General features: G+C 48.7%; 28 protein-coding genes. 11 read left to right on the forward strand and 17 right to left on the reverse strand.

The genetic code is table 11. The features are described 5' to 3' along the window. The first annotated feature begins 47 nt into the window (after positions 1-47). Together JWQ34_RS16830 and JWQ34_RS16835 are read left to right on the forward strand one after the other, a co-directional pair. Positions 48-1,055, forward strand: a complete 1,008-nt coding sequence (locus tag JWQ34_RS16830) for an SDR family oxidoreductase (RefSeq protein ID WP_299359201.1) — start codon at positions 48-50, stop codon at positions 1,053-1,055. Positions 1,056-1,065: 10 nt separating this feature from the next. After that, the gene (locus tag JWQ34_RS16835) at positions 1,066-1,566 is read left to right on the forward strand and encodes a DUF4142 domain-containing protein (protein ID WP_299359202.1); all 501 of its coding nucleotides are present in this window, start codon (positions 1,066-1,068) and stop codon (positions 1,564-1,566) included. A gap of 65 nt (positions 1,567-1,631) precedes the next feature. Here JWQ34_RS16835 and JWQ34_RS16840 read toward each other — a convergent pair whose 3' ends face one another. From JWQ34_RS16840 to JWQ34_RS16850, 3 genes are all read right to left on the reverse strand, one after another. Beyond that, positions 1,632-2,000: a VOC family protein gene (locus tag JWQ34_RS16840; protein ID WP_299359204.1), complete on the reverse strand. Its 369-nt coding sequence runs from the start codon at positions 1,998-2,000 to the stop codon at positions 1,632-1,634. Positions 2,001-2,068: 68 nt separating this feature from the next. Beyond that, positions 2,069-2,440 (reverse strand): hypothetical protein, encoded by a 372-nt coding sequence (locus JWQ34_RS16845; RefSeq protein ID WP_299359206.1) that lies wholly within the window; start codon positions 2,438-2,440, stop codon positions 2,069-2,071. Between the two features lie 101 nt (positions 2,441-2,541). Beyond that, positions 2,542-2,862, reverse strand: a complete 321-nt coding sequence (locus tag JWQ34_RS16850) for a helix-turn-helix transcriptional regulator (protein WP_299359208.1) — start codon at positions 2,860-2,862, stop codon at positions 2,542-2,544. 129 nt (positions 2,863-2,991) lie between these two features. Here JWQ34_RS16850 and JWQ34_RS16855 point away from each other — a divergent pair, with 129 nt between their 5' ends. The 3 genes from JWQ34_RS16855 to JWQ34_RS16865 are packed head-to-tail and all read left to right on the forward strand — an operon-like array spanning position 2,992 to position 3,833. After that, entirely contained in the window at positions 2,992-3,351 is a 360-nt protein-coding gene (locus JWQ34_RS16855) for a hypothetical protein (protein ID WP_299359210.1), read from the forward strand. Between the two features lie 50 nt (positions 3,352-3,401). Beyond that, the gene (locus JWQ34_RS16860) at positions 3,402-3,590 is read left to right on the forward strand and encodes a hypothetical protein (RefSeq protein WP_299359212.1); all 189 of its coding nucleotides are present in this window, start codon (positions 3,402-3,404) and stop codon (positions 3,588-3,590) included. 3 nt (positions 3,591-3,593) lie between these two features. Continuing rightward, positions 3,594-3,833, forward strand: coding sequence for a KTSC domain-containing protein (locus JWQ34_RS16865; RefSeq protein WP_299359214.1), 240 nt, complete (start codon positions 3,594-3,596; stop codon positions 3,831-3,833). 61 nt (positions 3,834-3,894) lie between these two features. Here JWQ34_RS16865 and JWQ34_RS16870 read toward each other — a convergent pair whose 3' ends face one another. Then, positions 3,895-4,272: a hypothetical protein gene (locus tag JWQ34_RS16870; RefSeq protein WP_299359216.1), complete on the reverse strand. Its 378-nt coding sequence runs from the start codon at positions 4,270-4,272 to the stop codon at positions 3,895-3,897. An 8-nt stretch (positions 4,273-4,280) separates the two neighbouring features. Then, positions 4,281-4,616, reverse strand: a complete 336-nt coding sequence (locus JWQ34_RS16875; protein ID WP_299359217.1) for an RNA-binding protein — start codon at positions 4,614-4,616, stop codon at positions 4,281-4,283. Between the two features lie 432 nt (positions 4,617-5,048). Between JWQ34_RS16875 and JWQ34_RS16880 the strand changes: the two genes are divergently transcribed. Then, positions 5,049-7,067 carry a PAS domain S-box protein gene (locus tag JWQ34_RS16880; protein ID WP_299359218.1) on the forward strand — a complete coding sequence of 673 codons (2,019 nt, stop codon included), beginning with the start codon at positions 5,049-5,051 and terminating at the stop codon, positions 7,065-7,067. Here the strand turns inward: JWQ34_RS16880 and JWQ34_RS16885 are convergent. Beyond that, positions 7,064-7,714 carry an MEDS domain-containing protein gene (locus JWQ34_RS16885; RefSeq protein ID WP_299359219.1) on the reverse strand — a complete coding sequence of 217 codons (651 nt, stop codon included), beginning with the start codon at positions 7,712-7,714 and terminating at the stop codon, positions 7,064-7,066. The genes JWQ34_RS16880 and JWQ34_RS16885 overlap by 4 nt on opposite strands. Before the next feature lie 113 nt (positions 7,715-7,827). Then, positions 7,828-8,016 (reverse strand): hypothetical protein, encoded by a 189-nt coding sequence (locus tag JWQ34_RS16890; protein ID WP_299359220.1) that lies wholly within the window; start codon positions 8,014-8,016, stop codon positions 7,828-7,830. A 348-nt stretch (positions 8,017-8,364) separates the two neighbouring features. On the opposite strand from JWQ34_RS16890, the gene JWQ34_RS16895 reads away from it, so the two are divergent. The 4 genes from JWQ34_RS16895 (at position 8,365) to JWQ34_RS16910 (ending at position 10,028) form a co-directional block, all read left to right on the forward strand. Further along, complete coding sequence (locus JWQ34_RS16895; protein WP_299359221.1) at positions 8,365-8,559, forward strand: cold-shock protein; 195 nt, start codon at positions 8,365-8,367, stop codon at positions 8,557-8,559. Between the two features lie 261 nt (positions 8,560-8,820). Further along, a complete protein-coding gene (locus JWQ34_RS16900; protein ID WP_299359398.1) occupies positions 8,821-9,552 on the forward strand; it encodes an acyl-CoA desaturase in 732 nt (243 codons plus the stop codon). Positions 9,553-9,568: 16 nt separating this feature from the next. Then, positions 9,569-9,700, forward strand: coding sequence for a hypothetical protein (locus JWQ34_RS16905; RefSeq protein ID WP_299359222.1), 132 nt, complete (start codon positions 9,569-9,571; stop codon positions 9,698-9,700). A gap of 1 nt (position 9,701) precedes the next feature. Then, positions 9,702-10,028 carry a hypothetical protein gene (locus JWQ34_RS16910; RefSeq protein WP_299359223.1) on the forward strand — a complete coding sequence of 109 codons (327 nt, stop codon included), beginning with the start codon at positions 9,702-9,704 and terminating at the stop codon, positions 10,026-10,028. A gap of 12 nt (positions 10,029-10,040) precedes the next feature. Here the strand turns inward: JWQ34_RS16910 and JWQ34_RS16915 are convergent, their stop codons facing one another. Together JWQ34_RS16915 and JWQ34_RS16920 are read right to left on the reverse strand one after the other, a co-directional pair. Next, a complete protein-coding gene (locus JWQ34_RS16915; protein ID WP_299359224.1) occupies positions 10,041-10,334 on the reverse strand; it encodes a hypothetical protein in 294 nt (97 codons plus the stop codon). Between the two features lie 55 nt (positions 10,335-10,389). Next, complete coding sequence (locus JWQ34_RS16920; protein WP_299359225.1) at positions 10,390-10,827, reverse strand: Hsp20/alpha crystallin family protein; 438 nt, start codon at positions 10,825-10,827, stop codon at positions 10,390-10,392. A gap of 302 nt (positions 10,828-11,129) precedes the next feature. Here JWQ34_RS16920 and JWQ34_RS16925 point away from each other — a divergent pair, with 302 nt between their 5' ends. Beyond that, positions 11,130-13,883, forward strand: a complete 2,754-nt coding sequence (locus JWQ34_RS16925; protein ID WP_299359226.1) for a PAS domain S-box protein — start codon at positions 11,130-11,132, stop codon at positions 13,881-13,883. 50 nt (positions 13,884-13,933) lie between these two features. Here the strand turns inward: JWQ34_RS16925 and JWQ34_RS16930 are convergent, their stop codons facing one another. The 8 genes from JWQ34_RS16930 to JWQ34_RS16965 all read right to left on the reverse strand — a co-directional run bounded on the left by JWQ34_RS16930 (position 13,934) and on the right by JWQ34_RS16965 (position 20,417). Next, on the reverse strand, positions 13,934-14,491 hold the full coding sequence (locus tag JWQ34_RS16930) for a ferritin-like domain-containing protein (protein ID WP_299359227.1): 558 nt from the start codon (positions 14,489-14,491) through the stop codon (positions 13,934-13,936). A gap of 62 nt (positions 14,492-14,553) precedes the next feature. Continuing rightward, the gene (locus JWQ34_RS16935; protein ID WP_299359228.1) at positions 14,554-15,039 is read right to left on the reverse strand and encodes a DUF421 domain-containing protein; all 486 of its coding nucleotides are present in this window, start codon (positions 15,037-15,039) and stop codon (positions 14,554-14,556) included. Positions 15,040-15,062: 23 nt separating this feature from the next. Beyond that, a complete protein-coding gene (locus tag JWQ34_RS16940; RefSeq protein WP_299359229.1) occupies positions 15,063-15,191 on the reverse strand; it encodes a hypothetical protein in 129 nt (42 codons plus the stop codon). Continuing rightward, positions 15,188-15,670: an inorganic diphosphatase gene (locus tag JWQ34_RS16945; RefSeq protein ID WP_299359231.1), complete on the reverse strand. Its 483-nt coding sequence runs from the start codon at positions 15,668-15,670 to the stop codon at positions 15,188-15,190. The genes JWQ34_RS16940 and JWQ34_RS16945 overlap by 4 nt, the downstream gene beginning before the upstream one ends. After that, positions 15,667-16,866, reverse strand: coding sequence for a DUF2252 family protein (locus JWQ34_RS16950; protein WP_299359233.1), 1,200 nt, complete (start codon positions 16,864-16,866; stop codon positions 15,667-15,669). Before JWQ34_RS16950 ends, JWQ34_RS16945 begins: the two co-directional genes overlap by 4 nt. A gap of 13 nt (positions 16,867-16,879) precedes the next feature. Continuing rightward, positions 16,880-17,332 (reverse strand): low affinity iron permease family protein, encoded by a 453-nt coding sequence (locus JWQ34_RS16955; RefSeq protein ID WP_299359237.1) that lies wholly within the window; start codon positions 17,330-17,332, stop codon positions 16,880-16,882. Continuing rightward, positions 17,329-18,117: a mechanosensitive ion channel family protein gene (locus JWQ34_RS16960; RefSeq protein WP_299359239.1), complete on the reverse strand. Its 789-nt coding sequence runs from the start codon at positions 18,115-18,117 to the stop codon at positions 17,329-17,331. Before JWQ34_RS16960 ends, JWQ34_RS16955 begins: the two co-directional genes overlap by 4 nt. Next, entirely contained in the window at positions 18,114-20,417 is a 2,304-nt protein-coding gene (locus JWQ34_RS16965; RefSeq protein WP_299359241.1) for a hypothetical protein, read from the reverse strand. Before JWQ34_RS16965 ends, JWQ34_RS16960 begins: the two co-directional genes overlap by 4 nt. Positions 20,418-20,467: the final 50 nt, after the last annotated feature.

Consider the following 20,467-nt stretch of genomic DNA (forward strand, 5'->3'; position numbering starts at 1 on the left):
ATATTCCTATGTCCAATCAACAAAAAACAGCCTAAATAATATAAGCAATGAACGAAGAACATAAAATGACCCGGCGGCAGGTAGTCGCCGGCTTAGGAACCACGTTGGCGGCCGTTGCGGTATCGCCAGTATTAGGAGGAACTACCATGGAAAAACCGTTAGACGCGGGCGCTGCAAAGATCAGCGACCCGACTAAAATTCACCCGAAACCGCCTTTTAAAAGCCAGCCCCAGCCCTGGCCAGGTTTGCAAAGTAAAATGGACCCGGTGCCTGATTGCGGGGAAACCAGTTATAAAGGCTCAGGCCGTTTAACGGGAAGAAAAGCATTGATCACCGGCGGCGATTCCGGCATGGGACGTGCAGCCGCTATCGCCTATGCCCGCGAGGGGGCCGATGTCGCGATCAATTATTACCCGAGCGAAGAACAGGACGCCCAGGAGGTAATCGCCCTGATCAGGAAAGAAGGCCGCAAAGGCATTGCCATACCGGGCGACCTGCGCAGTGAAGCTTTTTGTAAGGAACTGGTGCAGAAAGCGATCAGCGGTTTGGGCGGACTGGATATTATTGTTAATAATGCAGGCAGGCAGCAATCTATCAATTCCATCATGGATGTTACCACCGAGGAGTTTGACGCTACGATGAAAACCAATATTTATGCGCCGTTCTTTATTATCCGTGAAGCCTTGCCGCACCTGCCGCCGGGTTCGGCCATCATCGGTACCACTTCCGAGCAGGCATATGATCCTTCACCGGATCTGTACGCCTATGCACAAACCAAGGCCGCTACTATGAATTATGTAAAATCGCTGGCTAAACAATTAGGCCCGAAAGGCATCCGGGTGAACGGCGTAGCACCGGGGCCGATCTGGACGGCTTTGCAGATCAGCGGCGGCGCGCAGCCGGAAAAACAGCAAATGTTTGGCAGCTGGACCATGCTGGGCAGGCCGGGCCAACCCGCGGAGCTGGCTTCTATTTATGTACAGTTAGCAGCTGCCGATGCCAGTTTCGCCAGCGGACAGGTTTATGGTTCATCAGGTGGTGTAGGACAACCTTAATCTGACAGTGATGAAAAAAATAACATTCCTATTTCTGTTATGCTTTGGCAGACTTGCTGTCAAAGCACAGATTCCCCAGCCCGACCCGGATACGACGGCCAAACATTTTTTGATTGTGGCGAGTATCAAAAACTTACAGGAAGTTAGCGCGGGTGAACAAGCGCTGCAAAAAGCGAAACAACCGGAGGTCCGTGCCTTCGCGCAAATGATGATCCAGGATCACGGGCAGTCGGAACAACAACTGCTTGCATTAGCAAAAAGGCGGGGGATTAGTTTACCGCCCGCCGCGACCGGCGGGATTAAGCCCGACCGGCTATTGGCCGGCGCGGCTAACTTCGATTCCGCCTATGTCCATGCCATGTCCGCAGGCCACGGCAATACGGTACAAATGTTCGGGAACTATGCCACCACAGGCAAGGACCCTGCCGTACGTGTCTGGGCGCAACAGGTGCTCCCCATCTTAAAAATGCATTTGGAACATATTAAAACCATTGAAAAACAATTAAAATAAAAATACCATTTAAGTCGAAAGGGTAAAAGCAGGCCTTATTGGTCTGCCTTTACCTTTTTCACTGATCAACTCATCGAATGGAAAGCAACCCGGTTGCCCTCGGTGTCGATAAAACGCCCCATAAAACCGTTCGGCCCAAGAGATGTCTTCGGCATAATGATCTTGCCGCCGGCAGCTTCCACTTTGCCCAAGGGAGTGTCCAGGTCCTCGCCGCCGTTCAGGTAGATTAATGCGCCTTGCTGTGACGGTTCAAAACCTTCCTCTTCCGAAATACCGCCGCCGATCTCGCCGTTCTGCATGTCCGCCGGGAACATCGCGTATTTCATATCGGGAAAAGGCGTGATCATTTCGATGCCCAGTACCGCTTCATAAAAGGTTTTCGCCCGCGCTAAATTTTTGGCTGGAATTTCAAACCAGTTGATTGCATGTGCCATAATTTGATGATTGAAAATTAGTAGGTAATAAATTTAACTGTTTTAATGAGGACTGTCAATGTCCATTTTTATTGGTCAAATTGTTTTTTGTAGAGTTCCATCATGGTGCCCCAGCCCTGATCCATACTTTCCACCGTTTTGCCATTACCCAATTTTTGCAGGTCCTTGTGCTCAAATTTCACGCGGGTGGTATTTGGTCCTTCCGGAATAAACTCTACCACAACTTCAGTAATCAGGTCAGGGTCGCACTTAAAGTCCCCATTGATCTGCCAGGCCAGTACGAACAGGTCATAAGGCTGATAGGTGAGCACATAACCGACATTGGCTTCACTCCCATCGGTATGTTTGGTATACCAGCGTCCGTTCACATAAGGTTCTACCACAACTTCGGTCATATCCGAAGTGCCGATATGGTGGCTCCGTGGCCACCAGAGGTCCATTTTGTTAGTGAATACTTCAAAGGCGGTCTGCTGCGTAGCCTGTACCGTAAGTTCTTTTTTGATTGAAGTTAAATTGATGGTTTGCATATAATTTTATAAGGTTATTGTTTTTTGTCATTTTCGGCCGCTTCAGACAGCGCTTTAAAATTGGCCAGCGCATCATCCCAGAATTTATCCAGGTAGTCCCGCATCGCTAAAATCCCCTCCCTATTTAGTTCATAAATATTTTTATTGCCTTCTGTTTTCAGCGAGATCAGTTTGGCTTCTTTCAGTACTTTTAAATGCTGCGATACGGCGGGACGGCTGATGGGCAGTCCATCCGCGATAGCCACCACCGCCAAAGGCCGGTCATGTAATTTTTCGAAGATCGCCCGGCGGGTCGGGTCGCCCAAGGCGTTAAAGGCATGTTCGCTTGTACTCATAATCGTAAACTTAATGGTAAGTATTAACTTACCGTAAGTGCAAGCTTACTAACTATTTCATAAACGTCAAGTTTTTTTTGAAAATATTTTTGGATATGCCTTTAAATGAATGATCCTTATATTTGCAGTATGGCAAAGCTTTTTATTGTTGGGATACCCAAGGACATGCAGGAGATCGAACTGGTCGAAATGTTCAGTGCGCATGGAATTGTCAATACCGTAACGATCGTCACTGACCAGAACACCGGCGGTAGTAAAGGTTACGGCTTCATCACCATGACCGATGAGGCCGGTGCCCAGAGGGCGATCCAGGCGATAGATGGGATAACGATTGACGACCGCACGATCAGTGTCAGGCTGGCCGAAGAAAAAGCGACAGCAAAACCAGCCGCCAGCCCGCATCCCCAACAACGAAGCCAGCCCGCTCCGCCGCGCCGCGAAAACCGTACCGAAGCGCCGAAACCCAAACGTCCCCGCCGGCCGCTGTAATCCGGTTAAACATTTCTTAACCCGCATTGTTATACCCAAAAGGAGGTTTTATGCCCTGGTATAACGGAGATTACCCGCCATCTTATAAGAACCAACCTAAGAAGATACGGGATAAGGCGGTTGAGATTGCGAACGAAGTCTTGAAAACAACCGGCAACGAAGGTGAGGCCATTGCTACCGGCCTGAAACAGGCGCGACTGCATTTTGCTAAGGAAAAAGCCGCGAAAATAAAGGATTGAGTTATGCCCTCAGCCATCATCGCCGCATATGATTATGATGTCGCCACGGAAACGCTGACGATTCGCTACCATTCGGGAAAGGTTTATCATTACCGGCAAGTACCTGAAAAAGTTTTCAAGGAAATGCGCTCCACGATGGTCAAGGGCATTTGGTTTAACCGGCATATCAAGGGTAAATATCCCTTTGAAGAAGTAACGCCCGGGCTTCAACAGGGAAACCTTTTCGAAGACGACACAGGATAGCCACTAGGCTATTACCATTTTACCGGGACGCAGGATGACCCGCGAATTCATCGATAATACCTTAACGTGTAAGTTCAGCGGCTTTCGGCGTTTCCTTTCCGATTCTTTTGTCCCGATGCGAGATGAGTTCGCAGATTTGGATGGCCGAGGTTTCAAAATCTTCATGGTTATCGCTAAGCAGCAGCCAGGCGGTATCGAATACTTCTTCTTCGTTAAATACAAAATCGGTGATGGCCGGTAGATCAGCTTTGAGACTGGTGTGATGTTCTCGCCTTGTTGATAGCCAAACGCCGTTATGATGAATGTTTTTATTAACCTTACGAAAGATCAATACGATCTTTTTCTCCCAGTAAATATAATACATGCCGATAGCAAGCTTGATCACCACACCAGCCGGTAAATAGTCCAGCAAGAAGTCAAAGGGCATCGGTCTTTTCATAGACGTATTTATAATGGACGCCTTGGCCGTTTGGCTTTTGGTGCAGCGTTCCGGTGATCAGGGCGGCGTGGAGCAGGGCTGTTAGTCACTGGTTTTACGTTTTTATCCTCCGCGAAGCGGACACTAATCGTCCGGCTGTCGATGCTGACGCCATCGAATGCCGCAATCGCCCTCTGGGCACCGGCCTCGTCAGTCATCGTGATAAAACCGTAGCCTTTACTACTGCCGGTGTTTTGGTCAGTGACGATAGTTACGGTATTAACAATTCCATGCGCACTGAACATTTCGACCAGTTCAACCTCCTGCATGTCTTTCGGAAAACCGACAATGAATAATTTTGCCATAGCTGCCGCAAATATACAAATGGTTATGAATGTACGATGTAGTCAGCATCAACCTTTTAAAATTACAACGGGTGTGACCGCATCGTTAACGACAATACCTACGTGCAGGGGAACTGGTAGGATGCAGTGAATTGAGTAGGCAATGGATGGCTTCCGTGATGGAGCAGGCGGGCCTAAAGTATTCGCGCATATCTTTTCGTCAAGCACATTCAGTCAATTATCAGCCAAAAAAAGCATTATATCATGGTAGGGATCATCACGACACAATATTTTACGGATGTTGAATTGGCGCGGAAATGAATCGACATACGGCCGCACTGATTATTTTCTCCGCTCCACCCCGTTTATTATTACAAATTTATATCATATTTGATGACAACAAATCCGGAGTAATTACTGTTTAACAGCTACTATATATCAGCACAATTTATTATGCTTAAAGGTAATATTACCAAGTCAGGGGGAAGTCGGCCGGAAGGTCACTATCAACCGCCCGGTGAAATATTTGACAATTTGCCGGTAGCGATTTACACATGCGACCACGTGGGCTATATTACTTCCTATAACCAGGCGGCCGTAAAGCTCTGGGGCCGCGCGCCCCAAATTGGCCGCGACCTGTGGTGCGGCTCCTGGAAAATATTTTCGATCGATGGTACGCCTATTTCGTTAGATGACTGCCCTATGGCCCGCACGCTAAAGACCGGCATCGCCATCGCAGGCGAAGAAATTATTGTGCAGCGGCCGGACGGACAGCAAGTGCCGGTGCGGGTTTTTCCAACGCCTGTATTTGACGGCAAGGGAATCATGACCGGCGCTTCCAATACGTTGATCGACCTGACCGAACAGAAAAGCAGCGATGGAGAAAAGACCAGGTGGGCCTCCATCATTGAGTCTTCGGAAGTGGCGATCGTCAGCAAGACCCTCGACGGTATCATTACCAGCTGGAATAAAGCAGCTGAACATTTGTTTGGTTATATGGCGGAAGAAATCATCGGTAAACCGGTACTCCTGCTATTCCCGGAAGACCGCCTGGAGGAGGAAGTAGAGATCCTCGGTAAAATCTGCAACGGCGAAAAAGTCGAACATTATGAAACTTACAGGCTTACGAAAACCGGCGTAGAAATACCGGTATCCCTGACGATATCGCCCATACATGATGCCCGGGGAAGGGTTATCGGCGCTTCCAAGATCGTACTGGACATCTCCAAACAAAAGACCTACGAAGAGAAACTGCAACGCTATACCGAAAACCTCGAGATCAGGAATACGATCGGTAAAGTCATTTCTGAAAGCCTTGATATCGAAGCCATTTTACAGCAGGTAACGGACGTGACCACCCAGGTAACGGGTGCAGCCTTTGGCGCGTTTTTTTATAACAAGCTGGATGAACACGGAGAATCGTATATGCTTTTCACCTTATCCGGTGCACCCCGGGAAGCGTTTGAACAGTTTGGCATGCCACGGAACACGGCCGTTTTTCACCCTACCTTCAGCGGGGACGAAATTGTGCGGATGGATGATATTACCAAGGACCCGCGGTACGGAAAAAACCATCCGCATTACGGCGTGCCCAAAGGCCATCTGCCGGTGGTTAGCTACCTGGCGGTGCCGGTGATCTCCAAATCAGGCGCGGTGATCGGCGGATTATTTTACGGCCACCCGGAACCCGCGAAATTTACGCTCGAACATGAGAACCTGGTCGCCGCTGTGGCGATCCAGGCCGGCATAGCACTGGATAATGCGAAACTGTACGAAGAGGTTCAAAAGCTGAACTCCAAAAAAGACGAATTTATCGGGCTGGCCAGCCATGAATTAAAAACGCCCGTAACCAGCCTGACCGGCTATTTACAGATTATCAGCAGACGGCTGTCGGAAGGGGATGTCAATAAACCATTTATTGACCGGGCGATCCACCAGGTCAGGAAATTGTCCGGGCTGATTTCGGATCTGCTTGATGTTTCCAAGATCGAAACCGGGCAATTGCCGCTCAGCCCTACGGCGTTTGACTTGAAATTTTTAGTGCAGGAAGTTATTGAATTGCAGCAATATGGCACCAAGTCCCACCGGATCGTTTTTCAAAGCGACCTGGACGTTTTAATGGTAACAGCGGACAGGCAGCGGCTCGAACAGGTTATCATCAACCTGCTTTCCAATGCCATCAAATACTCGCCGGTTGCCGACCAGGTTAACGTGTCTCTGTCTAAGATCCAGGGCAAGGCTGTGTTGAGTGTTCAGGACTTCGGGATGGGTATCGCCGCGGAGCAACTGGAGCACGTATTTTCCAGGTTTTACCGGGTCGAAGATATGGCCGCCCACATTTCAGGGCTGGGCATCGGCCTATTTATCAGCCGGGAGATCATCAACCGCCACCAAGGCAGGTTATGGGTGGAAAGCCAACAGGAAAAGGGTTCCGTATTTCATTTCGAAATACCCCTGGGGCTACCAGTTTAGCTGGCTTGCTGATGGGCAGTTTTATAAAAAACCTTTGTCCTTGAGCGGTGTTCCCCAGAGATCATTTTCGAATGCGCACAACAGATAGTATCTAACGAAGCCTGGATGTCCTGCGTAAATCCGGTTTTGGGATAAGCGCAAAAAAGACAGAAGGCTTCCGTTTCGCAAAAGCGGTTCCATAGGTTTTCCAGGTGGATCGTGGCGGCGCTTTGGCCCTGCACCCATAATAAGGCAACCATTTCGCCAAAAGCGCGCACCCGGCGGTTTTTGTTATTATCCCGTTTAATGATACGCGAAACGGTTTGCTGGAACAGCTGCGCATCCGGCCAGCCGTTTACCATAAATTTAGCCAGCGTTTCCTCGGCATCCAGGCGGATCAGTTGCTTGTCGGCACTCAGCACGGCTACATCATAGCCTTCCCGGTTCAGGCGCTCGGTTAAAGCGGTCAAATGAACAGTCGTAGCGATCACCACGACACATTCATCCGCGTTTAAGCCGCTGCTGACAAAGCCCAGTAGCAAATTTAAAAAAGCGTCATCGTTTTCATAGATCTGGACAACGTGATCGGTCGGTGCGATCTCGCCCCAAAAAACTTGTGGATCAGCAGTCATCCATTGGGTATCTTCCGGCATTTTCATAGGTTTCATTTTGCGGTAGTCAAAACTACGGTTGAATAAAGATAGTTTTTTAGCAGGATTAAAAAAAATAGCTTCACCAAAAAGGGGAGATAAAGGGAGGGCTAATTCAGGCATTCCATACTTTAATAACCATCATCAGGCTTAAATGTTTTCAGGCATAGTTTAACCGCGTTTGCGGCTTGCCTTTCGGGGATTTCAGTCTCGGGTTGTCCAATGCCTGAAGCGCCGTCCGGATAGCGGCCAGCAGCGCAGGTGCTATACACTGGCCCATCACCGGCGTCAATGACAAGCCCTCCCGCGCGAACCAGCATTGGCTGATCAGTGCGATGACCGAGGGGAGTGCCACTTTATACAATACATTTCCCCGGCTATAGGTGCACTTCAGCGCTTTTGTCGTGTAAGTGCGCCCCAGGTAATGTATCGTTAATGGCAGCAGGACTGTCTTTCCTTTCATCAATAGTGAACAGCCGACAACGGCGATTGTTTGGCCGCGCTAGTAAACCTTTGTTTGCGGGACACGTGCTTTCCAGCGCTCGCCAATAATAGAACGTGCCACCTTCAAGCATGTCATGGATTTAACACATTGTTAATATATTAAATCCTAAAGAAAAATAGGCCAATTAAATTGCTTACCTTGTGTACTTATTAAAATAAATACAATGCAAAAAGAAGGAACCGTGAAATTTTTCAATGACCAAAAAGGTTTTGGATTCATTTCACAAAGCGAGGACAGAAGCGATATTTTTGTTCACGCATCAGGACTCATCGATGAAATCCGTGAAAATGACCGGGTGGAGTACGATGTAGAAGAAGGCAAAAAAGGCCTTAACGCGATCAATGTAAAAGTTATTTAATACATAAAATTGAATTTATCGTAAAGCATCAGCCTTTACTGGCTGGTGCTTTTTTGTTTAAACCTCATGCTGATCTCACAATAAATAACCAGATCCGCTGTTTTAATTATAGTCCTTCGGGATATCAAGTACCTGCTTTCTGGCCCGACACCCCACCATACAGGCCAACAGTGAACCATTTACTTTCTCTGTTTACTATACCTGCTACCAGTCATGGAAAAGCCATGCCTGTAATTTTTAATGCTATTAAATTATTTTATGCTGATCATATTCATCTTTTTTATCGCGCACTGGTTCTTGTCGCTGTTCTTTCAGACCTTTTTCCAGCATCGCTATGCATCGCACCGCATGTTTACCACCAATAAGTTTTGGGAACGGGTATTTTACCTGCTGGCCTACCTGTTTGAAGGCGCTTCATTTTTAAACCCGCGTGCCTATGCTTTGATGCACCGCGCGCACCATGCCTACAGCGATACCGAACAGGATCCGCATTCGCCACATTTCTTTGTGGACGTTTACCAGATGATGAAGGCGACAATCATCACTTTCGGTGATTATGTCAAACATACCAAAGATCCTGAAGCGCAATTCCCGGGACATTACCCTGAATGGCCACTGATAGACCGGATGGGCTCATCCCTGTTATCAAGATTAGTATTCGGCGCAGCCTATACCACTTTCTATATCTTTTTCGCGCCTTACTGGTGGTTGTTCCTATTGCTGCCAATCCACTTTATGATGGGGCCGATCCACGGCGCGATTGTCAACTGGTGCGGCCATAAATACGGTTATACCAATTTTGATAATAAGGATAAATCCAAAAACACGACCCCATTTGACTTTTTGATGCTGGGTGAACTGTTCCAGAACAACCACCACAAGCATCCCAACAGCGCCAACTTTGGTAAGCGCTGGTTTGAGATCGACCCGGTTTACCCGGTGATGAAAATCATGCACTGGCTGCGCATTATCAAATTAAGAAAAGCATATTAATCTATAAGACAATAACATGAGTAAAGATAAAGGCAGTAAAAATGTCAAAAAAGCGCCGGCCACCGAAGGTAAAAAGGTCACATCCGATTACCAGGCCGGCAAGAAAACCGTGTCGAAAGACGACGTATCTATTAACAAAAAAAAATAAAATGAGTAACGATAAGCAAACCCCACAATATAAAGCCAGGGAATACATCTATGACCTGGGCAACGCGGCTTTAGAGAACGGCTTTAAACCAGACGAACGCTGGGAAGTCAGCCTGGCCACCATGGCCGAGAAAAAGGCGATTGAAAAACAGTATCACCCGACCGTGGCAACGACTATGCTGCCAGAATTGTTAAACGCTGCCTTTCGGCTGGTAAAAACACAACTGAAACAGGCCATCAAAGAAAGGCCCGTTGTAGCGGACCGTTTTGCCGTGCCGCCGGTTTACCAATACCTGGTAGCCTATAATCCGGATCGCTTGCGCCGGTAATACTTCTTCCAGTCAGGCCATCTCCTCCAGGTTTTTCAAGCGGAAGATCTCGCGCGCGATGAGCTTACAGTTGATACCCAACTCGTCCAGCGTACAGCAAATGCTTTTGATCCGTACCGGCAGCTCATCAACGGTTTCCATCAGGTCGATATGCAGCAAAGCGGTGTCACGAAGCGTTTCATCACCTTTCAGCTGGCCGAACAGGTCATAAGCGGCTGCACGGTCATTGCCAAAGAAACATTGCCCGTAATCCACGAAGCCGTGCGGGGTTTTCAGGCTCAACAAAATATAGAATTGTGTTTTCATAGTGGCATAAAAAATTAAAGGCCCCTGCCTGCAGGAGCCTTTAAAAAAAACTAACTTATTTGATCTCGATCTGCCTGCGCACCGCTTTCGCTTCTTCACGTTTGGCGATATCGATACACAGCACGCCATCGGTATAGGTAGCTTCGATCTGGCCGGCATCGGCGCTTTCAGGCAGCGTAAAGGAACGCACGAAGGAGTTGAACCTGTATTCGCGTTTGCTGTAATCCCTTTGGGTTTCCTGCTGGTCTGCGGACTGCTCTACGGAAATGGTCAGCACATGGCGTTCCAGGCTCAATTTAAAATCCTCTTTCTTTAGCCCCGGAGCTGCAAGTTCCACATGGTAGTAATTTTCGCTTTCGCTGATGTTCACCGCAGGGACGCGGGCCATCATGCGGTCGTTAAAAAAAGTATCGTTGAAGATGGAATCAAAAACGTCATTAATGCCTGGCAATAATGCGTTGTTACGGTTGTTGTTGAATTTAACTAAGGTCATGGCCTTTTTCTCCTTTAAATGTTAATTTAAAAAATGAACGAACAATAATTAATTAAACTTTATAACAATTGTACAAGCCCTGTGCCAGCTTGGAAATGCTGAAAAATTTTCAGTGTTTAAATGAAATTTTTTTAGCCGAAATGTCAATTTTTCAGCTCAGGTGACGCGTTTAATTCCACGTCATACCTGCCTGACCCAGCACCATCCAGATGGAATAACGGCAATCAGCGACATTGCCACCTAAACAATTCGCGCCTGTGTTCGTTAACCTTACTGGACTATTTCTATCCGGGCGGTATATCATGCAATTAATTAACGAAGAAGACCTGCGCGACACCGTGCTCACGGCGCCTATCGGCATCTGTATTTTAAATGCGGACACCCTGATCGCCGAAATACTGAACGATAAATTTCAGGAAGTCGCCGGCAAGCCGCGGGAGGCGATCATCGGCCACTGGTACTGGAAACCTTTTGCCGAAGCAAAAGCTTACTACGAAGCGGCGCTGGCTGGCGTTGTAGCCACTGGTGAACCTTTTTATGCCAATGAAGTACCGCTCCTGCTGATCCGGCATGGCCGCGAAGAAAAAGTCTTTGTTACTTTTGTTTACGCGCCGGTCAAAGATAAGGGCGGCAAGGTCCGCAAAGTCGCCGTCTGGGTACTGGAAAATACCCACCAGGTCAATGAGCGCGAAAAGGTCGCAACTGCTAAAGCTGCGCTGCAACGCGAGCGCGACCGGCTGCGAGAATTTTTTATGCAGGCGCCCGCGGGTATCTGCATCGTGAGCGGCAGCGAGCTCGTGTACGAACTGGTCAACCCGCTGTACCAGCAACTCTTTCCCGGCCGGGATCTCCTCGGCAAACCCCTGCTCGAAGCACTCCCGGAAATCAAAGGCACGCCCATCTGGGATCATTTGCAGGAGGTTTACCAAACCGGCAAAACCTTTGAAGGCAACGAACTGCTGGTCCCGCTCGCGCGGACACCCGATGGGCCGGTAGAAGATCGTTATTTTAATTTTATCTACCAGGCCAGGCAGGGTGAAAGCGGCGAGGCGGATGGCATCGTTGTTTTTGTCATCGAAGTCACGGAGACCGTGACGACAAAAAAAGCCATCCTGGAACGGGAACGGCAGCTGCGCAGCCTGGTCATGACCTCGCACTACGGCCTGATGATCCTGACCGGCCGGGAATGGAAGATCGAACTCGTCAACCAGCAAATTGCCATGCTCTGGCAAAAGGAACTGGCGGAGATCACCGGTAAGAAACTGATGCAGGTACTGCCTGAACTGGAAGGCCAGTCTTTCCCGGCACTGCTAGACCAGGTTTTTGATACCGGCATTGCCTATGCCGGGGAAGAAGAGCGGTTCTATCTCGAATCGTCTGAAGGGCGGGTATTAAAGTATGTTAGTTTTTATTACGACCCGATGTTTGATGCGGCCGGCCATACCGCGGGCATCATAGTCGCCTGCGAGGATGTCACCGAAAAAGTGAAGGCGCGCGAACTGTTGAAGGAAAGCTACAACGAGCAACAATCAGTCAATGAGGAGCTGTATGCTTCCAATGAAGAACTCGCCGCGACTAACGAAGCATTGATGACCGTGCAACAGCGCCTGGAAGATACCAACCAGAAACTGGCTGCGAGCGAGTCGCGCTTACGAATGGCGATTGAAGCCACCAACCTGGGTACCTGGGAGTACCAGCCGACGACGGGCGAATTATACTGGTCTCGCGAATGCCGGGATATTTACGGCATCCCCGAAGGCGAGCAGCCCAACTTTAAAACTTTTTCTGAGCATATTCACCCGGAAGATCGCGACCGCGTGCAAAAGACGATCACACGCAGCCTCGATCCGCAGGGCGGCGGGAAATATGACCTCAATTACCGCATCCTCCGTTTCGGCAACCAGGAGACCCGCTGGATCAGGGCCCAGGGTATTGTTTATTTTGATAACAACCAGGCAACCCGCTTTGTCGGCACGGTGCTGGACATCAACGAAATGAAACTGGCTGAGGAAAAAAGCGCCAAGCTCGCCGCCATCATTGAAACTTCGGATGATGCCATCATTAGTAAAACCCTTGAGAGCGTCATTACCAGCTGGAACGATTCCGCGCAGCGGATGTTCGGCTACACGGCCGATGAAATGATCGGGGAAAGCATTTATAAACTCATCCCGGCAGACCGTCAGCAAGAAGAGCCGCAGATCCTTGCCCGTTTAAAGTCCGGCGACCGCGTTGAGCATTTTGAAACCAAACGTCTGGCCAAGGATGGCCGGCTGATCGACGTATCGCTCACCATATCGCCGATCAAGGACCCCGAAGGCCGGATCATCGGCCTGTCCAAGATTGCCCGCGATATCACCGAAAGGAAACTGGACGAGATCCGGAAAAACGATTTCATCGGTATGGTGAGCCACGAACTCAAAACGCCGCTGACCTCGCTGAACGCGTTGCTCCAGATGGCCAGCCTGAAGTTAAAGGACAGTTCCGATGGCTTCCTCGCCAATGCGATGGAAAAATCCACCACCCAGGTGAAACGGATGACCGCCATAATTAATGGCTTCCTGAATATTTCGCGGTTGGAATCGGGTAAGATCCACATCGAAAAGCAGAGCTTTGAGATCGAGAGCCTGATCAGCGATATGGTGAGCGAAGCGCAGCTCACCGCCGGTGCCCACGACATCCGCTTCGCTCAATGCGCGGCCTTACAAGTGAGCGCGGATCGCGATAAGATCGGCTCGGTCATCTCCAATCTGATCAGCAATGCCATCAAATACTCACCTAAGGGCAGAAACATCGAAGTGGCCTGCCATAGCAACGAAAAAGAGCTCATTGTCAGCGTGAAAGACGAAGGCATGGGCATCAAACCGGATGACCTCGGCAAGATATTTGACCGCTATTACCGCGTGGAATCCAGTCACACGCACCATATTTCCGGTTTCGGCATTGGCCTGTACCTGAGCGCCGAGATCATCCGGCGACATGACGGGCGCATTTGGGCGGAAAGCCAAAGCGGTGTAGGCTCAACTTTTTATTTCAGCCTGCCGGTCCAGTCTTCTTAAAAAAGGGGATACCTCCTGGCATCCCCTGATCTTCAAAATTAGCATTGGACTTATTCTACTTCTGCGGCAGCGGCTTCATTTACATAATTTTCGGCTACCTGGGTCAACAGGGAATCGGCATTTTTTTCTTCGGCTAAGGTTTCCTCGAACAGGCTTTGTGCTTCGCTGTAACCTAAAGTTCCGGCTAAGGTGCGCAGTGTACCGTATGAAGCGATCTCATAATGCTCTACTTTTTGAGCGGCAGAGATGATCGCTACATCGCGTACTTCGGTTCCTTTATCCGTATCCGATAGCAGTTCGGTGGCTTCCTCCAATAAGCCTTCCATAGCCAGGCATTTTTTTGCTACGGCTTTTTCGCCAATAGATTCAAAAACGCTTTCCAGGCGGACCACATGGTTCTTGGTTTCCTCCAGATGGGTGGTGATGGTTTGTTTCAGTTCTTCCGAGGTCGCTCCTTTGATCATCTTAGGCAGGGCGGCAACCAAATGCTTTTCAGCCCAGTAAATGTCCTTGATTTCATCAATAAATAGTTCTTTTAAAGCGCTTTCAGCTTCCGGTGTACGGCTTGCAGCTGCTGCCGCCGCACCTCTGTTTGTTTTTGTAGGCATAATTGTAGATTTAAATGATTCTTATTTACGTGTATGCTGTACAATTCTTATTCCAAAAAGTCTTATTTTTTGATAGCACTGATTTCTCCGTTGCGTTCCATATAAACTTTTTCAATTTTGCCCATATCTTCAGTGAGTGCCGATTTACGGACACCCTGCATGAGGTCTTCCTGGCAAACCAGCGCCTTTTTCATGTTCTCTTTTTTGAACATTCCGTCCTCAAAAAGCAGTATTTTCTCGCCTTCAATAAAGCGGCCGAAAGGTTTGCTGCTGGCGATCAGCCAGCCTATAAAGCGGTGCAGGAGGACGATCACAAAACAGCAAACAACCACTGGTGCAAAATCCGATGCACCCACGACTGCGCGGCTCATGATAGCACCCAGCGATATCGTTATGATATTATCCAGCGGCGAACGCACACCAAAAGAACGGCGGCCTGAAATGCGAATGAGGATGAGGGCGATAAAGAACATTACAATACCCCGGTCGCTCATTTGAAGTGCGTTAAGGTCCTTGCCCTCGCCAAAAAATTTTAATAACAGTTCCATAGCAATTGATTTTGGTCTATAAATCAGTTCTTTTTGCCGCAGACAGCTACGGGCTTCTTTAACACTGCCGCCGGTTGCCGGCCGATGCCCCAGGCGATGCCTATCAGTAGTATAAGGATAGCCAGCATGATTTGGGTTCTTTTGTTTTTCATTGACTTAATAATTTGGCAGCCTGCCGGGCGGTTAACCGTGCAGTCACTTGAAATGCTTTGCCGGCCTGTTCGTTATAATTCTTAAAAAAGGCTTCTAGCTGATTCAGGATCGCTTCTGGCAATTGTTCCAGTGTTTGAATTTCAGCAAATAGCTGCGAGACATCGGACACGCCGATAAAACGGTCATTACTCATAGTTTCGCCATTACGCTCGGTTTGCTCCGCCTGCAGCGCGCCGATGATGCGGCAGTCGATCAGACAACCGGGAAAAGTGGCGTCCTCAGAAACCACGATGATATCCAGCGGGTCGCCGTCCTCACCTTTGGTACCGGGAATCATCCCGAAATCGAACGGGAAGGTCAGCCCGGCCGGCAGGATCTTGCTCAGCTTGAACCGCTTTTCTTTGGGTTCATAATCAAACTTCTGGTTAAAGCCTTTGGGGCATTCGATCATGGCAGTAACGATCTTTTCTGTTTTCATAAGAGGCCTCCTTCGTATGCTTTTAAATAACTTTTATAATAGCTTTTGGTTTTGGCGGCATATTTCTTCGCATACGCAATCACGGTTTCCTGCCAGCCTTGGTCCAAACCAAAGGCCATCAGCTCATCGATGATCGCCGAGCCCTGTATGCCGCCGCTGCGCAATTGAGCGGACGCGGTCAGCGCGGCCATATCATTAATGACCTGATACATATCCCGGTAACTGTCTTTGAGTAATTTGAACCTGATCGTGTCTTTAACTGGCTGTAATTCCTGTAAAATATAGGACTCGCCGCGAAAGATGGTGGTGCTGAGCAAGGCTGCCGGTACGTTTTGCAGCCGCTGCTGGACACTGATCACCCTTGCGGCCTCGCTTTCCCATTGCAGTTGTTGCACGGTGATATAAGACAATAACGATGATGCACGGGCCTGCTTCATATCCAGTAAAAGATATTTATTCTTGGTATTGGTGCTTTTAAGCAGGAACAAATAGCGTTTGACACCGATGCTTCCAGTACCAGCCAGCCGGAACACCGCGCTGATGACCTCGTAATTATAGGGGCCATCGCTGCTGGTTTTGATCCATTCATTGATGTGTGCCTTGAGTTCTCCCCGCAGCTTTTTATCCACTTTGAAGTGCCGTTCATCCTCCAGCGAGAGCATGATCCGTTTTTTCTTGCTTACCGTGCGTTTTTTGAGCAGCTCTTTTTTGCCGCTTTTTGTGGCGGCAGTCAGGAAATCGTAAACGATTCCTTTAGCTGTACGCGGCTCTATACTGATGGACTTACCTTTAGCCAGGGTAGCAGAATAGGTTTTTAAAAACAGGCCTGCCATCTTTGTTGCTTTTTCGGGTTCGATCTTTAAATGGTCGAAGGCGACAAAAATACTGGCGAGCATCCGGGCCAGTTCATAACTAACCGGGGCTAGTAACCCCTCATCAAAATCATTCAGGTCAAAATACACCAGTTTGTTATCCCCTTTATAACTGCCGAAGTTCTCGATATGCAGGTCACCACATATCCAGCCCAGCGGCGAAAGTGGTAAGGCCTCTGCCGCCGCCAGGTCTTCGTAGAATAAATGGCAGGTGCCTCGAAAAAAGGCAAAGGCATTTTCTGCCATCGCCTCATATTTAAGCTGCACCTTATCCGGCAAAAGGCTCGCATTAAAATTTTTCAATCGTTCGGCAAGGCTCGTCATAATTTGTTAGGTTTTATGCAGGTTTGCGATTGCCTGATTTTCTTTTCTGATTCGCTTCCGCCGCGTCAATCGAATGCGTACTGGTGAGGTCGGCATCCCGCTGCGCCAGGCTGGATAATTTGATATAGAATTTATATAAATGATCCAGTTCTTCTTCGGTTAGGTCTTCAATATTAACCATCCGGTTACTGGTGCCTTCATGCGAGGCCAGCAGCTCGTTCAGTTTGAGATGGATGGCCTTGGAGTCCTTGTTTTGCGATTTCTGGATCAAGAAGACCATTAAAAAGGTAATGATGGTTGTGCCGGTATTAATGATGAGCTGCCAGGTGTCCGAATAGTGAAATACGGGACCGGTGACCAGCCAGACCACAATGACTGAGATGGCGGTAAAAAACGCCGCAGAACTGCCGGTGGCCAGCGTCGCCCAGTTGGAAAAGCTCTCAAAAAAGTTTTTTTTCTTTTTCATGGTAAACCTCCTATTTTGACACCCGTATCCTTGAGGTCCTGTAAAATGGCTTCCTGCAGGATCAGTCTCGTGTCTTCAAAACCGTGCGCAGCGACCCAGACATTAATAACTAAGGTAAAGCTGTCGGGTTCCAGCAACGACACCCCGATCCTTCGTTCGGGTGTTTTTAAACACGCTTCTTCCTCATCGATTGTTTTACTGATGACGCCCTTTGCCTGTTTTGTATCCACAGCGTTGCTAAACTTATAGCTAATATCCAGCCTGCGGCTGCCTTCGCGGCTAATATTGATGATCATATTATTTGACAGCATACTATTGGGAAGGATGACCGAACGGTTGTCAAACGTAGTCACCAGGGTATAAAAGATCTGAATAGATGTGACTGTGCCTTCAATACCGTTGGTTAGGATATTATCGCCCACCACGAAAGGTTTTAATAACATGATGAGGATGCCGCTGGCAAAGTTCTGCAGGGTGCCCGATAAAGCCAGGCCCACGGCCACGCCAAAAGCACCCACTAATGCGGTGAACAGCGTCATCTGGATGCCCATGATCTGCATGACCCCTAAGACCAAAAGGATGCGCAACGCAATACCGAGGATGCTGATCAGGAACGGTTTGAGCGTCGGATCGACCCCTTTGCGGTGCATGCCGCGGTGCGACCAGCTTAACAGTAATTTGATCATCCATAAACCAATAAAAAGGACCAGCATCCCCACGAGGAAGCGCGGCCCGTAACGAATCACCCAGTCGTAAGCCTGGTTATAAAACTTTTCGATTTTCATGATTTCCAGCTGATATGGATTACACTGTCGCCGGGCACTGTAAATTCCAGGTGTCCTTCTCTCGTTTGTTCTCCTTTAACAACTTTTTTACTGCCGTTCAATGTCACCGAGAATTCGGGCATTTTCCCTTTATCCGTTTTCACCAGCATCAGGCGGCAGGCCAGCCTGGAATCGCCGGCAAGTTTGAAATTAGCAGGGCGGTGTTTTTTAGGGGAGAACCCGTAGGTAGGGTAATCGGTATAGATCATAAAAGGTCTTCCTTCCACCTGCATATAGTGTCGCGGCAGGATACCAAAAGCGTTGCCCGCGCCATAAACTTCCTGGCCGACCTCGCCTGATTTTTCCCAGCCGTCGTGCATGTCTTCCAGCGCGATCCAGAGGTTTGGGTCTACCTCGCCGGTCTTGACCTCCTCCGACAACATCTCTTTTGGTAACATGGTTGGATAATAGTATACCGCCCGTTCTACCAGGAAACGGATATATTCTGCTAATAGCAGGCGTACAGATGGCAGGATTTCCTGCCCTTCGGCGTGGTGCAGATAATCGTGGAAGGCGCAAAACACTTCCTGTTCTTCATATACAGCCGTATAAGGTGCATCGTTTAACGGGAAAAGCGCAAAAAAGGACGGAAAGTTTTTTCCGTAACCATAGTTGCAATCCCATAAGCTGACGTTTTTGAAAACATTGGACAGGCACAGGTAGCTCAGCTCCTTATAAACTTCTTTTTTAGTGATCTTATATAAGCGCAACAGGGCCCCCGAAGAAAATGCCGTATTGTTGGCTTGGTAAAAAAGTTCGAAACCCAGCCCCTTCAGTTTTTGTGCTGATTTTTCAGCTTCCGCTAAAAATCTCTTTTCCCCCGTCAGTTCCCAGGCCTGCAGCATCACGTGGGCATACAAGCCTGGCACATCCTTTTCGCCGCCTTTACCGGGCTGGGTTTCCTCCTTTACAACCTCCAGCGTATCCATTTTATAAAATACCGGCCAGGAATAATCAAAATGACGGGCCACTTTGATGGCGAAGTCCAGGGAATCGAGGAATAACTTTTCTGCGGTCTTATCACCCTTCAGGGCTAGGCGGGACAGGTTGAGTAAAGGGTGATTAAGATACCAGGAGTCCATCACCATGGGTTTCTTGTGCTCTTCTTCACCTTGCATGTTATGGGCCACTTTGGGGTGCCAGCGCATAATGGTGCCAAGTTCTTTGTTATAAAAAGCCGGCAGGCCGTCTTTGATCTTTTTCATGACTGCCAACTGCGAATCGTTCCATTCCACATAGTCAAACAACGGCAGCAAGATCGCAAGTTGCACCATGATCTCCGGGGGCGTGGCGTAATCGCAGACATAAGCGTTAAAATAGTGATGCCCGTCCACTTGCGACCAGCAGCCGGGGCTGTCCATCAGATCTGTCAGGCCTTTATTCAATATTTCCGGCCAGTGCTGATAATGGGTAGGCGGTTTGGGTAAAGCCAGGTAAACATCGGCCAACAAGTTCAGGTATTGTCTGACCATAGCCGATTCATCCGCCGGTACTTCTTCAGAAAAAGAAACCAGGGCGTCACTCAACATATAGGTCTTGCCTGCTTCAAGTGGTTTGTTTTTGAGTGTTGGCGGTAAGGCGAAGCCGATTTCGGGCCATTCGCCGCCCACGGTGTCCCCGGCCGAGGTTTCGGTAATCTGGTTGTAATCCGCCAGGGAAGTTAGGTTTTGCAAATATAATATGGAGCCCGCCTTTGGCCGGGTCAGGCTAAAATAGAGCTGGCCGGACCGCGTGCCGACCTGGCTGACCTTAATCTCGCCTTCAGCCAGGATGTCGCTGCCCGCTGCGCCCAGGGGCACGATGTCCCGCGGCCAGTAAGGGAACAGCAACGATGCCGATGGGGTCAGCGCACTTGTAAAATGTAAAACCGGGGTGCCCTCATCCGGCAATTGGAAGGTCGCCTCATAATCACCAATCAAAGACCCGATCTGAAGAATGACCCGGCCATTTTTCTCGGTCACCTTTTTAATCTCCAGCTGATCATTGGGCGAATAGGCCAGGCGGAAAGCGATCCGGCTGCCTTTAGGCCAGGACACCACGATCCACAGGGAATCCTGGATCAGATATACCTTAAAAAGATAGCCTCGCTCTTGTTCGTAAACTGGCGGAAGATCGGGCTCGTTCAGGGCGGCATTAACATTTAACAGCCAGGGTGATATTGCATTCATTGTAAAAAAATAATCGTTAAGCAAATTTTTATACTCCGTGAGCGCTGCGGTAGCGCCAATAAAAAAAGGGTAAAACATTAACTGATTAGGCATATTTTTGTTTTTAATTTCTTTATAAATTATATTATTAATTCAAAGCACGT

It is taken from the genome of Mucilaginibacter sp. (genome assembly GCF_028288185.1).
Taxonomy (GTDB): Bacteria; Bacteroidota; Bacteroidia; order Sphingobacteriales; family Sphingobacteriaceae; genus Mucilaginibacter.

Excerpts from the sequence above, each read along its gene's own strand:
- JWQ34_RS16885 (WP_299359219.1), bottom strand. The coding sequence starts at position 7,714 with ATGAAACCTATGAAAATGCCGGAAGATACCCAATGGATGACTGCTGAT.
- JWQ34_RS16830 (WP_299359201.1), top strand. The coding sequence starts at position 48 with ATGAACGAAGAACATAAAATGACCCGGCGGCAGGTAGTCGCCGGCTTA.
- JWQ34_RS16960 (WP_299359239.1), bottom strand. The coding sequence starts at position 18,117 with ATGAAAATCGAAAAGTTTTATAACCAGGCTTACGACTGGGTGATTCGT.
- JWQ34_RS16845 (WP_299359206.1), bottom strand. The coding sequence starts at position 2,440 with ATGGACCTCTGGTGGCCACGGAGCCACCATATCGGCACTTCGGATATG.
- JWQ34_RS16835 (WP_299359202.1), top strand. The coding sequence starts at position 1,066 with ATGAAAAAAATAACATTCCTATTTCTGTTATGCTTTGGCAGACTTGCT.
- JWQ34_RS16945 (WP_299359231.1), bottom strand. The coding sequence starts at position 15,670 with ATGAAAACAGAAAAGATCGTTACTGCCATGATCGAATGCCCCAAAGGC.
- JWQ34_RS16895 (WP_299359221.1), top strand. The coding sequence starts at position 8,365 with ATGCAAAAAGAAGGAACCGTGAAATTTTTCAATGACCAAAAAGGTTTT.
- JWQ34_RS16855 (WP_299359210.1), top strand. The coding sequence starts at position 2,992 with ATGGCAAAGCTTTTTATTGTTGGGATACCCAAGGACATGCAGGAGATC.
- JWQ34_RS16925 (WP_299359226.1), top strand. The coding sequence starts at position 11,130 with ATGCAATTAATTAACGAAGAAGACCTGCGCGACACCGTGCTCACGGCG.
- JWQ34_RS16920 (WP_299359225.1), bottom strand. The coding sequence starts at position 10,827 with ATGACCTTAGTTAAATTCAACAACAACCGTAACAACGCATTATTGCCA.
- JWQ34_RS16850 (WP_299359208.1), bottom strand. The coding sequence starts at position 2,862 with ATGAGTACAAGCGAACATGCCTTTAACGCCTTGGGCGACCCGACCCGC.
- JWQ34_RS16870 (WP_299359216.1), bottom strand. The coding sequence starts at position 4,272 with ATGAAAAGACCGATGCCCTTTGACTTCTTGCTGGACTATTTACCGGCT.
- JWQ34_RS16950 (WP_299359233.1), bottom strand. The coding sequence starts at position 16,866 with ATGACGAGCCTTGCCGAACGATTGAAAAATTTTAATGCGAGCCTTTTG.
- JWQ34_RS16940 (WP_299359229.1), bottom strand. The coding sequence starts at position 15,191 with ATGAAAAACAAAAGAACCCAAATCATGCTGGCTATCCTTATACTACTG.
- JWQ34_RS16955 (WP_299359237.1), bottom strand. The coding sequence starts at position 17,332 with ATGAAAAAGAAAAAAAACTTTTTTGAGAGCTTTTCCAACTGGGCGACG.
- JWQ34_RS16880 (WP_299359218.1), top strand. The coding sequence starts at position 5,049 with ATGCTTAAAGGTAATATTACCAAGTCAGGGGGAAGTCGGCCGGAAGGT.
- JWQ34_RS16965 (WP_299359241.1), bottom strand. The coding sequence starts at position 20,417 with ATGCCTAATCAGTTAATGTTTTACCCTTTTTTTATTGGCGCTACCGCA.
- JWQ34_RS16910 (WP_299359223.1), top strand. The coding sequence starts at position 9,702 with ATGAGTAACGATAAGCAAACCCCACAATATAAAGCCAGGGAATACATC.
- JWQ34_RS16840 (WP_299359204.1), bottom strand. The coding sequence starts at position 2,000 with ATGGCACATGCAATCAACTGGTTTGAAATTCCAGCCAAAAATTTAGCG.
- JWQ34_RS16865 (WP_299359214.1), top strand. The coding sequence starts at position 3,594 with ATGCCCTCAGCCATCATCGCCGCATATGATTATGATGTCGCCACGGAA.
- JWQ34_RS16890 (WP_299359220.1), bottom strand. The coding sequence starts at position 8,016 with ATGCTGGTTCGCGCGGGAGGGCTTGTCATTGACGCCGGTGATGGGCCA.
- JWQ34_RS16915 (WP_299359224.1), bottom strand. The coding sequence starts at position 10,334 with ATGAAAACACAATTCTATATTTTGTTGAGCCTGAAAACCCCGCACGGC.
- JWQ34_RS16930 (WP_299359227.1), bottom strand. The coding sequence starts at position 14,491 with ATGCCTACAAAAACAAACAGAGGTGCGGCGGCAGCAGCTGCAAGCCGT.
- JWQ34_RS16860 (WP_299359212.1), top strand. The coding sequence starts at position 3,402 with ATGCCCTGGTATAACGGAGATTACCCGCCATCTTATAAGAACCAACCT.
- JWQ34_RS16935 (WP_299359228.1), bottom strand. The coding sequence starts at position 15,039 with ATGGAACTGTTATTAAAATTTTTTGGCGAGGGCAAGGACCTTAACGCA.
- JWQ34_RS16875 (WP_299359217.1), bottom strand. The coding sequence starts at position 4,616 with ATGGCAAAATTATTCATTGTCGGTTTTCCGAAAGACATGCAGGAGGTT.
- JWQ34_RS16905 (WP_299359222.1), top strand. The coding sequence starts at position 9,569 with ATGAGTAAAGATAAAGGCAGTAAAAATGTCAAAAAAGCGCCGGCCACC.